Origin of the sequence: Leclercia sp. LTM14 (assembly GCF_023736175.1) — a bacterium.
Taxonomy (GTDB): Bacteria; Pseudomonadota; Gammaproteobacteria; order Enterobacterales; family Enterobacteriaceae; genus Enterobacter; species Enterobacter barmai.
In genome coordinates this window covers 74,858-91,071 of the sequence record NZ_JAIKTT010000012.1, presented here as the reverse complement: position 1 = coordinate 91,071, position 16,214 = coordinate 74,858, and the positions used below count along the sequence as shown (strand labels likewise).

Annotated in this window: 1 protein-coding gene; it reads left to right on the top strand. The window is 65.8% G+C overall.

From position 1 onward, the window contains the following. The first annotated feature begins 2 nt into the window (after positions 1 to 2). Entirely contained in the window at positions 3 to 16,190 is a 16,188-nt protein-coding gene (locus K5I40_RS20300) for a BapA/Bap/LapF family large adhesin (RefSeq protein WP_223074805.1), read from the top strand. The last annotated feature ends 24 nt before the right edge of the window (positions 16,191 to 16,214 follow it).

Below are 16,214 nucleotides of genomic sequence, written 5' to 3'. Positions count from 1 at the left end.
ACATGAGTAAAATCACTGTCATCTCCAAACTGACGCACGTGGAGACGGTAACCGACGGGTCTCAGGTGACACTGAACGACTCCTCCATCGTGAAAATTAACGCCGAACGGGCCGACATTCTCGAGTACAACCGCAACGGTAACGACCTGATTATTAAGCTGGTCGATGGCGAAACCATTACCGTCAAAAATTTCTATGTCAGCGGCGATCAGGGCATCAGCCAGCTGGTGCTGGAAGAGAATAACGGCGCGCTGTGGTGGATTGCAGACCCGATGGCAGGGGAAAGTTACCAGTCGATTGCTTCCATTGACGCCCTGCTGGCAGGCACTACCGCATCAACAAGCGAAGGCGCGGCGATCTGGCCGTGGGCGCTGGGCGGGGTGGCGGTTGCAGGGGGTATTGCCCTGGCCGCAGGTGGTGGCGGCGGTGGTGGCGGCGGTGGGAGCGACAGCGACGGCGGCAATAACAACGGTGGTGGCGGTGACAACGGCAACGGCAATGGCGGTAACCCAACCCTGCCGGGCACCGACCCGAACGACACCACGCCGCCGGGCGCGGCAGGCAACCTCAGATTCTCAGCAGACGGCACTAAACTTAGCGGGAGTGCCGAAGCCAACAGCATCATCACCGTGACCGATGCCAACGGCAACGTCATCGGCCGTGGCCAGACCAACGGCAACGGTGAATTCACCGTCGATCTCGGCAAGCCTTACACCAACGGCGAGACCGTCACCGTCACGCCGACCGACGGGGCAGGCAACGTCGGCCCGGGCACCCCGGTGACCGCCGCAGACACCACCCCTCCTGTCGCGCCGGTCGTTGCGAGCGTGACGGATGACGTGGGCAGCGTAACCGGATCGCTCACCAGCGGCCAGACCACCGATGACGCCCGCCCGACCTTTAGCGGCAGCGGCGAACCGGGTTCCTCCATCACGATTTACGACAACGGCAACGCCATCGGCACCGCGCAGGTGAACACCGACGGCAGCTGGACCTTTACCCCGGCCACCGCACTTGGCGACGGGGCGCATCAGATTACCACCCGGGCCACCGACAGCGCGGGCAATACCGGACCGGCCTCCCCGGCCTTCAGCCTTACCGTTGATACCGTCGCGCCGAATGCGCCATCTGGCGTGACGGTGAATGACACCACCGGCAGCGTGCAGGGGCAACTTACCGCCGGGCAGAGTACCGACGCCAACCGCCCTTCCCTCAACGGCACCGGCGAGGCGGGCAGCACCATCAGGATTTATGACAACGGTCAACTGGTAGGCCAGGCCACCGTGGGCGAGGACGGCAAATGGAGCTTCACGCCGGATAACCCGCTTGCCGACGGGCCGCACGCCATCACCCTGACCGAGACCGATCTGGCGGGCAACACCAGCGCCGCCTCCGAGCCGTTCGCCTTCACCATCGACCGCACGCCTCCGGCCCTGCCGACTATTGACCAGATCCCTTACGGCACCCAGGTCATCGGCACCGCCGAGGCTGGCAGCACTATCACCATCTTTAACGCGGATGGCACGAAGATTGGCACCGGCACAGCCAACGCTCGCGGCCAGTTCAGCATTACCCTCGACGAAGCGCAGGCCGTGGGAGACACATTCACCGTGGTGGCCACCGATGCCGCCGGCAACGCGAGCCAGCCCGCCACCGCCGTAGTGAGTGATATTACCCCACCTCTCGCACCGACCGATCTGGCGATCTCCGAAGACGGCACCACCGTCACCGGTAAGGCGGAAGCAGGCAGCACCGTCACCATTCGCGACGGTGACGTCGTGATCGGCGGAGGGGTGGCCGACGCTGACGGTAACTTCTCGATTATTCTTGCAACCCCGCAGTTGAATGGTGAAATCCTGGCGGCCACCGCCACCGATGCGGCGGGCAATACCGGGCCGGAAAACACCGTGACCGCCCCGGACGTTACCCCGCCAGAGGCCCCGGTTATCACAAGCGTGGTGGATAACGAGGACGACATCACCGGCGTGGTTCTCGACGGCCAGGTCACCAACGACGCCACTCCGGTTATCACCGGCACCGGGGAACCCGGGAGCACCGTTTACATCTTAAGCGGGGACATTGTGGTCGGTTCTGCCGAAGTGAATGCCGACGGCAGCTGGTCAGTATTAACAGAGCTGGGCGCGGATGGCGGTTACGTCCTGCGGGCTGAGGTGGTTGATAGTGAAGGCAACCGCAGCGCCCCGTCTAATACCTGGAGTTTTATTCTCGATGCCACCGCGCCGGACGCCCCGGCCATTACCCAGGTGATTAACGATCTGCCTGACTCCGCTGGCGTAATTACCAACAACAGCACCACCAACGACAACCGCCCAACCCTCTACGGCACCGGTGAGGCCGGGTCAACCATCAGCATTCGCGTGGACGGCGTGGAGGTCGGCACCGCGCAGGTAGGCAACGGCGGCGAGTGGAGCTTCACCCCCGCCACCGCCCTTGAGGATGGTCCGCACGACATCAGGGTGGTGGCGAAAGATGCCGCCGGTAACAGCAGCGCCGAATCCGGTGCCTTTACGTTAACCGTGGATACCACCGCCCCTGAGGTGCCGGTCATTACCCGGGTGGAAGATAACACCGGCAGCGTGCAGGGCGATGTGGCCAACAACGTGCCGACCGACGAAACCCGTCCGGTGATCCACGGCACCGGCCCGGCAAACTCGCAGATCAGCCTCTATGAAGGCACCACCCTGCTCGGCACCGTTACCACCAATGGCGACGGCCTCTGGAGCCTGCAGCTGGCCACCCCGCTGGTAAATGGCACCCACGCGATCGTCGCCACCGTCACCGACGCGGTGGGCAACACCTCCACCTCGGAGAGCTTTAACCTGGTGGTGGATACCCTGGCCCCGGGCACCCCGGCGTTGCCGACGATCACCGTCAACCCTGACGGCGGCGAGCAGCAGCCTCTCTCCCCCGGCGGCAGCACCCGCGACACCACCCCAACCCTGAGCGGTACCGGCACTGAAGGGGATGTCGTCACCATCTACAACGGCACCACCCCTATCGGCGAAACCACCGTGCAGCCGGACGGCACCTGGACCTGGACCCCGCCGGACGGGCTGCCGAATGGCACCTACGATCTCAGCCTGACCGTGACCAACAAAGACGGCGCGGGCAACGAGAGCGCCCCGTCGCAGTCGGTGAGCATCACCATTGATACCGAGGCCCCGGACCAGCCTGCCGCTCCGGTCATCACCGATAACGTCAGCGAAATCACCGGCCCGGTGGGCAACAACGGCGCGACCAACGACACCCGCCCGGTGATCAGCGGCACCGGCACCCCGGACGACATCATCAGCATCTATGACCAGACCGCGGCGGGCAACGTCAAGGTGGGCGAAGCGGTGGTGGACGTTAACGGCAACTGGAGCTGGCGTCCTGCCGATGAACTGGCCCAGGGGCAGCACAGCTTTACCGTCACCGCCACCGACGAGGCGGGTAACGTCTCGGTGGTCTCTAATACCGTCACCGTGACCGTCGACAGCCAGATCCCGGCTATCCCGAGCATCGGCAGCGTGGATGACAACGCAGGCCCTGTCACCGGCAACATCCCGGCGGGGAGCAGCAGTAACGGCAATACCCCGACCGTGACCGGCACCGGCGAAAACGGCACCACCGTGATCCTTTACAGCAACGGCGTGGAAGTCGGGCGTGGCCTGGTCACCAACGGCAGCTGGAGCATCACCACCCCGGTACTGAAAGATGGACCGACCACCCTGACGGTGGCGGCGGTGGATGCCGCCGGGAACGTCAGCGGTCAGGGCAGTGATTTTGCCTTCACCGTCGACACCGTACCGCCGGGCATCCCGCAGCTGCTGGAGATCTCCAACAGCACCCTCGCCGACGGCACCCTGTACGTGAACAACGCCACCCCAACCCTGAGCGGCAGCGGTGAACCTCTGAGCACCATCACCGTCTTTATCGACGGCAATTCCGTGGGCCAGGTCCAGGCCAACGCCGAGGGTCAGTGGACGCTGCCGCTGCCTGAGGGCACCGTGCTGGCGAATGACAACCACACCATCACCGTGGTAGCGAGCGACGCGGCGGGCAACACCAGCGAAAGTACCCCGGTCAGCGTGGTGGTGGATACGCTGCCACCGGCCGATCCGGTGGTGACCGGCATTGTCTCCGGCGGCACCCCGCTGAACGGCACCGCCGAAGCGGGCTCCACCGTGACGGTAACCGGCCCGGGCGGCGTGGTGCTGGGCACCGGCGTCGCTAACCAACAGGGGGAATTCTCTGTCGCCCTGACCCCGCCGCAAAGCGACGCGGTGACCCTGAGCGTGACCGCCAGCGATCCGGCGGGCAACGCCAGCGCTCCGGTGGACTTTGATGTGCCTGCCACACCGGCACTGCCTGCGGTACCGGTCATCAACGAGATCCTGGATGACAACGGCACCGCCGGCGACGTGAACGTCAAAGGCGGCAGCTCCAACGACACCACCCCAACCCTCACCGGTACCGCCATCGCGGGCAGCCTGGTGACCATCTACCTCGACGGCAGCACCACGCCACTGGGCACCGTCACCGCCGACGCCGAAACCGGGGCCTGGACATTCCCGATTGAAACCGCCCTGAGCGCAGGCAACCACAGCTTCACCGTCACCGCTACCGTTGGTGCGGAAACCAGCGGCCAGTCGCCGGGGGCGACGGTCAATATCGATCTTACTGCGCCAACCGCTCCGGCGTTTGGCACCGTCATTGACGACGTCGGCACCGTTTCGGGCGCTATCGTCAGCGGCAAAGCGACTGACGATGACCTGCCGACCTTCAACGGCACGGCGACCCCGGGGGATGTCATCACCCTCTACTCGGGGGATACCGTGCTCGGTACGGCAACGGTGGGCAACACCGGGGCCTGGAGCATCACCCTCGCCCAGCCGCTGGACGACGACACCTACAGCCTGACCCTCACCGCCACCGATCCGGCGGGTAACGAGAGCCCGCGCTCGGCGCCGTTCACCCTGGTCGTGGACACCACCGCGGGCGAAGTGCTGATCACCGGCGCGAACGACAACGTCGATCCGGTCAGCGGCAACGTGGCCGACGGCGGCAGCACCAACGACAACACCCCAACCCTGACCGGCACCGCAGAGGCGGGCAGCAGCGTGGCGATCTACGATGGCATTAAGCTGCTTGGCACCGTCACCGCCAGCGCCCAGGGCACCTGGACCTTCACCCCTACCAGCGTGCTGGCGGAAGGTCAGCACGTCTTTACCGCGGTCGCCACCGACAGCGCGGGCAATGTCACCCCGGTATCAGGAACCTACACCCTCACCGTCGACATGACCCCACCGGCCACCCCGGCGATCGTCAGCATTAGCGATGACGTGGAGGGCAGTACCGGCCTGCTGACCAACGGCCAGGTCACCAACGACACCCGCCCGGAACTGACCGGTACCGGCGTGGCGGGCAGCACCGTGCATATCCTGGATAACGGTCTGGAGATCGGCACCGCGCTGGTGAGCTCTACCGGCAACTGGAGCTTTACCCCTGCCAGCGATCTGGCGCCGGGGCCACACGACCTGCGCGTCAGCGCCACCGATGCGGCTGGCAACGTCTCGGGCACCTCGCCGGTCTTTAGCATAAACATCGATACCGCCGCCCCGCTGGCACCGGTGCTGCTCACCGCCGTGGATGATGTCGGCGCCACCACCAGCCCCCTGGCAAGTGGCGATACCACTAACGACGCCCGCCCAACCTTCACCGGCAGCGGCGAAGTGGGTGCCACTATCCATATCATTGTCGACGAGCAGGAGATCGGCACCGCGGTGGTGAACGCCGCGGGCAGCTGGACCTTCACCCCTGAAGCGCCGCTCGGGGAAGGCACCCGCAGCATCCGCTTCACCGCCACCGACACCGCCGGGAACACCGGTGAGGCCAGCGAGCCGTTTATCCTGACGGTGGACACCGTTGCCCCTGCGGCACCGACCCTGACCTCTATCAGCGATAACGTCGGCCCCATCCAGACGCCGATCGCCACCTCCGGCCAGGCCACCGACGACACCACGCCGACCCTGACCGGCCGCGCCGAAGCCAACGCCACCGTCACGATCTACGACAATGGCGTTGCGCTTGATACCGTGCAGGCTAACGAAGCGGGCGACTGGACGTACACCCCAACCGAGGCCCTCAGCAGCGGCAGCCACACCTTTACCACCCGCGCCGCCGACGCGGCGGGCAACCTCAGCGAGCTCTCGCCGGGCTTCACCCTGATTGTCGATACCCTGAAGCCGGTTGCGCCAACCATCGCGCTGGCCCAGGACGACGTCGCCCCGGTGACCGGGTCCCTGACCAGCGGCAGCAGCACCAACGACAACCTGCCGGTGCTCACCGGCACCAGCGAACCGAACGCCCGGGTGCAGATCTTTGAAGGCGATACCCTGCTCGCCGAAGGCGTGGCCGATGCCAGCGGCAACTGGTCCATCCCGCTCACCGAAGCGCTCAGCGATGACCAGCATACCTTCACGGCGGTGGCGATCGATGCGGCAGGCAACGCCAGCGATCCGTCTGCCACCTTCACCCTGACGGTGGATACCGCGACGCCAGAGGCCCCTGTTCTGGTGTCGGTCACCGACGATGTCGGCACCACGGTACTGCTCGATAACGGCCAGCTGACCAACGACGCTAACCCGACCCTGCGCGGCACGGCGGAAGCCGGGTCGACGGTGAGCGTGTATGACGGCACCACCCTGCTGGGCACCGCCCTTGTCGGGGCCGACAACGCCTGGATCTTTACCCCGCTCAGCCCGCTGGGCGACGGGGAGCATACCCTGACGGTGACCACCACCGATGCGGCAGGCAACGTCAGCCCGCCGACCGGCGGATTTGTAATCAACGTGGATGCCACCGCCCCGGTTGCCCCTGCCATCGTCTCGATTGTGGATGACACCGGCTCGGTACAGGGGCCAGTCCTCAGCGGCGCTCCGACCAACGATACCCGTCCGACCCTCAACGGCACCGCCGAAGCGGGTGCCATCGTGCGCATTTACGACGGCGACACGCTGGTGGGCGAGACCATCGCCAACGGCGAGGGCCAGTGGACCCTGACCCAGACCACCACCACCCTCACCGACGGGGTGCATAACTTCACCGCCACCGCCACCGACCCGGCGGGCAACATCAGCCCGGCGTCGCCGGTGATCTCCATCACCGTGGATACCATCGCCCCGGGGGCACCGGACAGCTTCACTATCCTCAATAACGGCAACACCCTTACCGGCCGGGGCGAAGCGGGCAGCACCATCACCGTGCGTGATGGCGACACCGTAGTGGGTACCGGGGTAGTCAATGACGACGGTAGCTTCTCCCTCACTCTCACCACGCCGAAACTGAACGGCGAACTGCTGACGGTGACGGCCACCGATATCGCCGGGAATACCGGCGCGGAAGGTCAGGTAACCGCGCCGGACACCACGCCGCCGGCCGTTCCGGTGATTACCGACGTGGTGGACAACGTGACCGACTTCACCGGCACCGTTAACGACGGGCAGACCACCAACGACAACACGCCGCTGGTGCGCGGGACCGGCGTTGCCAACGCCACCATCCTGCTCTACAGCGGCACGGAACTGATTGGCACCACCCAGGTCAGCGCGGGCGGTACCTGGGAGATCCAGCTTACGGCACCGCTGCCTGATGGCGGCCACGTCCTGACCGCGCAATCGGCGGACGCCGCGGGCAACAACAGCGCGCCGTCCAACAGCTGGAGCATTGTGGTTGACGCCACCGCCCCGGACGCGCCGGTCATCACCCAGGCGATCAACGATCTCTCCGGCACCCCGGTGGCGATCGGTAACAACACCGCCACCAACGACACCCAGCCAACCCTGAGCGGTACCGGGGAGGCGGGCACCACCCTCAGCATCCGGGTGGATGGCGTGGAAGTAGGCACCACCCAGGTGGGGGCGGGAGGCGAATGGACCTTTACGCCTGAGGATCCTCTCGGTGAGGGACTGCGGGTCATCACCGTGGTGGCGAAGGACGCCGCTGGCAACACCGGTGAGCCGTCCGTGGCCTTTAACATCACCATCGATACCGTGCCGCCTGTCGCCCCGGTTATCACCCTGGCGGAAGACACCACCGGCACCGTGACCGGCGACGTAGTCAGCGATCAGCCGACCGACGAAACCCAGCCGCTGATCCGCGGTACCGGCCCTGCGAATTCGCAGATTAACCTCTACGAAGGCACCACGCTGCTCGGCACCGCCACCACCAGCGCCACCGGGGCATGGAGCATACAGCTCGCCACCCCGCTGGGGAACGGCACCCACGCCCTGACCGCGACGGTGACCGATGCGGCGGGCAACACCGCCACCTCCGGCACCTTTAACCTGGTGATTGATAACGTGCCACCTGCCACGCCGGACATCCCGGCGATCACCGTCAACCCTGACGGCGGCGGCGAAACCACCCTCACCGGCGGAGGCAGCACCCGCGATACCACCCCAACCCTGAGCGGCACCGGGAACGAGGGCGATATCGTTACCATTTACAACGGCACCGATCCTATCGGCGAAACCACCGTCCAGCCGGGCGGGACCTGGACCTGGACGCCGCCGGCGGGGCTGCCGAACGGCACCTACGATCTCAGCCTGACCGTCACCAACAGCGACGGCGCGGGCAACCAGAGTGCGCCATCCCAGCCGATAAGTATCACCATCGATACCGAGGCCCCGGATGCGCCGGAACTGCCGGTGGTCACGGATAACGTCAGCGATATTACCGGCCCGGTTGATAACAACGGTGCCACCAACGACACCCGTCCGGTGCTGAGCGGCACCGGCACGCCGGACGACGTCATCACCATCTATGACCAGACCACAACCGGTAACCTCGCGGTGGGCGAAGTGGTGGTCGACATTAACGGCAACTGGACATGGCGTCCGGATCTGCCGCTGAGCGAGGGCAGCCACAGCTTCACCCTCACCGCCACCGATCCGGCAGGCAACGAATCGCCGGTGTCGGGCGCCATGACCGTCACCGTCGACAGCCAGGTGCCGGATATTCCGGTTATCAGCAGCGTCAATGACAACGTCGGTCCGGTCACCGGCAACGTCACGGCGAACGGCAGCAGCAACGACAACACCCCGACCGTGACCGGCACCGGCGAGAACGGCACCACGGTCATTCTTTACAGCAACGGCATCGAGGTGGGACGCGGCCTGGTGAGCGGCGGCACCTGGACCATCACCTCGACGGCGCTGAGAGATGGCCCAACCACCCTGACCGTGGCGGCGCTGGATGCCGCCGGGAACCGCAGCGAGGCGGGGAGTGACTTCGCCTTTACCCTCGACACCGTACCGCCGGCTATCCCGCAGCTGCTCGATATCTCTGACAGCACCCTGGCGGGCGGGCAGCTCTACGCCAACAGCAGCACGCCAACCCTGAGCGGTACCGGCGAGCCGCTCAGCACCATCAGCGTCTATGCCGACAACACCCTGATCGGCGAGGTACAGACCAACGCCCAGGGCCAGTGGACGCTGCCGGTTCCGGCCGGGACGCCGCTCACCGATAACCCGCACACCTTGACCCTGGTGGCGAGCGATGCGGCGGGCAACACCAGCCAAAGCACGCCGGTGAACGTGATTATTGATACCCAGGCACCGGGCGTGCCGGTGGTGACCGGGATTGTCTCCGGCGGTACGCCGCTGAACGGTACCGCCGAAGCGGGCTCCACCATCACGGTGACCGGCCCGGGCGGTGCGGTGCTGGGCACCGGCGTCACCAACGATCAGGGGCAGTTCTCCATCGCCCTGACCCCACCGCAAAGCGACGCGGTCACCCTGAGCCTGACCGCCAGCGACGTGGCGGGCAACACCAGCCTGCCGGGCTCCTATGACGTTCCGGCCACGCCAGCCCTGCCGGACGTGCCGGTTATCGACGCCATTGTGGATGACAACGGCACCGGCGGCGGGGTTAACGTGAAGGGGCTCAGCTCCAACGACGCTACGCCAACCGTAACCGGTACGGCGATCCCGGGCAGCCTGGTCAGCGTCTATCTTGACGGCAGCACCACGCCGCTGGGGACCGTCACCGCCGACGCCACCACCGGGGCCTGGTCGTTCCCGATTACCACGGCCCTGGCTGAAGGCAATCACAGCTTCAGCGTCACCGCCACCGTGGGCGCAGAAACCAGCGGCCAGTCGCCGGGGGCGACGGTGAATATCGACCTCACCCCGCCTGCGGCACCGACTCTCGGCAGCCTGGTGGATAACGTCGGCACCGTGACCGGATCGGTGGTCAGCGGCACGCCGACCAACGACAACCAGCCAACCCTGAACGGCACCGCGACGCCGGGCGACGTGATCACCATCTACTCTGGTGACACCGTCCTTGGCACCGTACCGGTGAGCGCCACCGGGGCGTGGAGCTTTACGCCGCCAGCAGCGCTGGACGATGGCACCTATACCCTGCTCATCACCGCCACCGATCCGGCGGGCAACCAGAGCCCGCCTTCTGCACCGTTCTCGCTGGTGGTGGATACCGTGACGGCGACCCCGGTCATCACCGGGGCTAACGATGACGTCGGGCCGGTGACCGGCAACGTGGCCAGCGGCGGCGTCACCAACGACAACACCCCAACCCTCTCCGGCAGCGCGGAAGCGGGCAGCAGCGTGTCCATTTATGAAGGCACCCGTCTGCTCGGCACCGTGGTCGCCAACGACAGCGGGATCTGGAGCTTCACCCCAACGGTGGTGCTGGCCGAAGGCTTGCACAGCTTCACCGCTATCGCCACCGACGTGGCGGGCAACGTCAGCACCGCGTCCGGGGCCTACACCCTGACCGTCGACATGACGCCACCGGCAACGCCTGTGCTGGTGAGCGTTAACGACGACGTGGCGGGCAACACCGGGGTGCTGGTCAGCGGCCAGCTCACCAACGACGCCCGTCCGGAGCTGATCGGTACCGGCGTGGCGGGCAGCACCGTGCACATTCTGGATAACGGCCAGGAGATCGGCACCGTGCTGGTGGACGGCACCGGCAACTGGCGCTTTACCCCGACCAGCGATCTGGCCCAGGGGCCGCACGAGCTGCGCATCAGCGCCACCGATGCCGCAGGCAACCTGTCGGGCACCTCCCCGGCCTTCTCCCTGACCGTGGACACCGTCGCCCCGCTGGCACCGGTTCTGGCTACCGTAGTGGATGACGTCGGGACCGTCACCGGCCCGGTGAACAACGGCGGCGTCACTAACGACACCCGCCCAACCTTCAACGGCACCGGCGAAGCGGGCTCCATCGTGAGCATTCTGGTTGACGGCCAGGCGATCGGCACCGCGGTGGTTAACGCCTCGGGAAGCTGGACCTTCACCCCGGACACCGCCCTCGCCGAGGGGCTGCGCAGCGTCACCCTGACCGCCACCGATCCGGCGGGCAACACCGGGCCTGCCAGCGCGGCCTTCACCCTGACGGTGGATACCACCGCCCCGACGGCTCCGACCATCGTGGCGGCGGCCGATAACGTGGGCAGCATCCAGACGCCAATCACCGTCTCCGGCCAGGTGACGGACGATGCCACCCCAACCCTGACGGGCCGCGCGGCCGCCAGCGCCACGGTGACCCTCTATGACAACGGCGTATTGCTTGGCACCGTCCAGGCCAGCGCCGCAGGGGACTGGACCTTTACCCCTGAGAACGCCCTCGGCAACGGCAGCCACACCTTCACCGCCAGCGCCACCGACGCGGCAGGTAACCTGAGCGAAGCCTCGGCGGGCTTCACCCTGATTGTCGATACCGTCAAACCGCTCGCGCCGGTCATTACCCTGGCGCAGGATGACGTCGGCACCGTGACCGGATCGCTGATTAGCGGCCAGCGCACCGACGACACCCTGCCGGTGCTCACCGGGACCAGCGAAGCGAATGCCCGGGTGCAGGTCTTTGAAGGCGATATACTGTTGGGCACCGCTACCGCCGATGCCAGCGGCAACTGGAGCATCCCGCTGACCACGCCGCTCACCAACGCCACGCACAACTTCACGGCGGTGGCGACGGATGCGGCGGGCAACGTCAGCGATCCGTCCAGCCCCTTCAGCCTGACGGTGGATACCCTGCCGCCAGCGGTGCCGGTGCTGGTATCGGTCGTGGATGATGTGGGCACCGTAACCACGCTCACCAGCGGCCAGTTGACCAACGACGCGAAACCGACCCTCAGCGGCACGGCGGAAGCGGGCTCGACGGTGAGCATTTACGACGGGGCCCTGCTGCTCGGCAGCGTGGTGGCCGACGCCAACAGCGCCTGGAGCTTTACTCCGGCGAATCCGCTGGCCGACGGCCTGCACAGCCTGACGGTGACCGCCACCGACGCGGTGGGCAACGTCAGCCTGGCGACCGCAGGCTTTACGGTTAACGTCGATGCCACCGCCCCGACCGCGCCGGTCATCACCTCGGTGGTGGACGACGTGGGCACCATCCAGGGGCCGGTGCTCAACGGCAATCCGACCAACGACACCCGTCTGACCCTCAACGGCACCGCCGAAGCGAACAGCGTGGTGCGCATTTACGATGGCACCACCCTGGTGGGCGAGGTGACGGCCAACGCCCAGGGTCAGTGGACCCTGGCGCAGACCACCACCACCCTCACCGACGGGGTGCATAACTTCACCGCCACCGCCACCGACGCGGCGGGCAACCTGAGCGCGGCGTCACCGGTGACCGCGATCACCGTCGACACCATCGCCCCGGGTGCACCGGGCGGCTTCAGCGTGCTGGAGAGCGGTGGCCGGGTTAACGGCACCGCCGAGGCGGGTAGCACCGTCACCATTCTCGGCACCGAGAACGTCACCGTGCTGGGAAGCGGCGTGGCCGACGCGAGCGGGCGCTTCAGCATCGCGCTTACCACGCCGCAGGTTAACGCCGAGCTGCTGCACGTCTTCGCCACCGACCGGGCCGGTAACGCGGGCCTGACGGTGGATCTGCGGATGCCGTACTCGGTGATCCCAACGGCACCGGTTATCACCAGCGTCAACGACAACGTCGGCAGCATCATCGGCAATCTGCTTAACGGCCAGAGCACCGACGACACCACCCCAACGCTGACCGGGACCGCGCAGCCGCTCTCCACCATCACTCTGTACGACAACAACGTGCTGTTAGCCACGGTGACCACCAACGCGGCCGGGGTCTGGACCTACACCCCAACCGTGCCGCTGGGTAACGGCTCCCACGCCTTTACCGCCACCGCGGGCAATGCGGTCGGCACCAGTCCGGTCACGCCGCTGAGCACGGTGATTGTGGATACCGTTGCGCCGGGCACGCCGCAGGGAACCTTCAACGCCGACGGCAGCGTTCTGAGCGGGACTGCCGAAGCGGGCAGCACCATCACCCTGCTGCTGAGCGATAACAGCGTGGTCACCACCACCGCCAACGCCCAGGGCGGCTGGAGCTACACCTTCCTCGACAAGCAGTCCGAAGGGGAGCGGATCACCCTTTCCGCCACCGATGCGGCGGGCAACACCTCCGCGACCGGGACGGTGATTGCGCCAAACCTGCCGCTGTCGGCCAGTGACAACGTGGTGGGTCTGGCCCTGACCACCAACGCCACCACCAGCACCGCCCAGTACAGCGACTACGGCGTGCAGCTGGTGGGCGGCGTCGGCAACGTACTGTCGCTGCTGGGAGATAACTCCGCCCAGGTGACCTTCACCGTGCCAACCGGCGGTAGCGCGGATATGGAGATCAACGCGAGCGCCACCGGCATCGTGCTCTCCCTGCTCAACACCCTGGAGATCATTGTCCAGCGCTGGAACGGCACCACCTGGACCACCGAAGTGGATACCGGCCTGCCGCAGTTCGCTAACCTGCTGACGCTCGGGGCCAGCGGCGTCACGCTGAACCTCACCGGGATGCAGGGCGGGCAGTACCGCGTCCTGAGCTACAACTCCAACCTGCTGGCGACCGGGTCCTACACCAGCCTCGACGTGGACGTGGTTCAGACCACCGCGGGCACCCTGAGCGGCTCGCTGGTGACAAGCGGTAACGTCATCACCGATACCGATCCGGTCAGCGGCAGCGACAGCGCGCCGAACGGCACGGTGGTCACCAGCATCACCAACGCCAGCGGCGTCACCGTCAACGTGGCGGCGGGCGCGGCGGGCACCACCATCAACGGGCTCTACGGCACCCTGACCCTGCACGCTGACGGGAGCTACACCTACACCCTGACCAACACCAGCGCCTCGGTGCTGGGCCGGACCGACACCTTCACCTACAACATCGCCGGGAAAGGAGCGACGGACGACGCCCGCCTGGTGATCACCCTGGGTGAAAACACCGTGCGCAACAGCGTGACGGCGGTGGACGATACCGCCTCCCTGACCTTTGGCACCGAAGTCCACGCCATCGACTACGGTCCATCGAGCCAGGGCGGCTTTACCGTAGTGGGCGTCAACCTGGGTAACGTGCTGAACCTCAACCTGCTGGACGATCGCAGCGAGAGCGTGAAGTACAGCGTGGCGGAGGGCACCACCCGCACCATGACCATTCAGAGTACGGTAGGTGGGGTTGCTCTGGCCTCGGTGTTTGACCTCTATATCTACAAGTTCAACCCGGCGACCCAGAGCTACGAGCGGATGCGTACCGAAGCAGGCTGGCTGCGCGCGCCGCTGCTGGGCGGCTCCTCCGCGCCGCTGACCCTGACCCTGCCGGCCGGGGATTACATCTTCCTGTTGAACACCGTCTCGGGGATCACCGCCCTGACCGGCTATCGTCTGAACGTGCTTGAGGACCACGTTTATGCCGTGACCAGCACCACTGCCGCCACCACCGGGGACGTGTTGCAGAGTGACATTGTTCCGGCAGGCACCCATGTGACCCAGGTGAACGGCGTGGACGTGAACGCCACCGGCACCACCCGCATTGACGGACAGTACGGCACCCTGCTGATCGACGCCGACGGGAAATATACCTACACCCTGCGTGCCGGGGTGGGCGCGGACCTTATCAGCACGCCGGACACCTTCGTCTATACCGTGACGGCACCGAACGGCGATAAGGACACCGCTTCACTCAACATCACCCCGACGCCGGTGGCGCTGGATGCGGTCAACGACGTCAGCCGTGAGATGGTGGTGGATGCCACGCCGCAGGTCGCCGCCTATCGTGATGATACGGTGGGTGTTGCCACCTGGAACGCGGCCCTGCTGGCCTCTACTTCAGGCCGGGGCAGCGGCACGTTTGAGGTGGCGGCCAACACCGCCCTGCATGACGTCGTCCTCCACTTTAACGTCGCCTCCCTGTTGTCGCTGGGCGGCCTGAATGTGACCTGGACCATTACCGGGGCAGGGGTGACCCGAAGCGGTTCCTTCAACGGCGGTCTGCTGCTGGGGGGCACAGCCACCATCAACCTCCCGGATCTGGATCTGAACGCCGGGACCTACACCCTGAGCTTTACCGGGTCTATGGGTCCGCTGGGGGTTGGCCAGATTTCCATCACCCCTTACGTCACCGGTACCACCCTGTACCTGAACAATGAGCTCACCACCGCGGGCCACACCGTCACCGGCAATATCTTCGACGGTACCGATTCGCTGGGCGTGCTGGATCAGGTGCATTCGGTGGACAGCCGTCTGAGCATTACCGGCTATAACGGCACCACCACAACGCTGGATCCGTACACCACGGCCACCGCCACCGCCACCGTTCAGGGGCATTACGGCGTGCTGACCATCGGGGTGGACGGCCACTACACCTACGCCCTGAACAGCGGCGTGTCGCTGGCATCAATGACGAGCAAGGAGACCTTTACCTACAAACTGACCGGCGATAACGGCACCTCCGATACCGCCACCCTGACCATCAACATGGCACCGAAATTTGTCAGCTCTGAGCATAACGATACCTTCACCGGTAGCGCCTATGGCGACACGCTGATTTACGAAGTGCTGAACAACACGGCGGGGAACGGTACGGCAGGCAACGGCGGCAACGACCACTGGACCAACTTCTCACTGGCGCAGGGAGACAAGATCGATATCAGCGATCTGCTGGTGGGCTGGAACGGTGATAACGCGACGCTGGGTAACTATTTGCACGTCACCAACAGCAATGGCAATACCGTGATCTCCGTCGACAGAGACGGAGCGGCAAATACTTACACGAATACTACACTTGTAACACTGGATAACGTTCAGACAACCTACGAGGAGCTGGTTAACCAGAATCATATCATCACCGGATAGCGCTAATAACAAGACCCGGGCGCG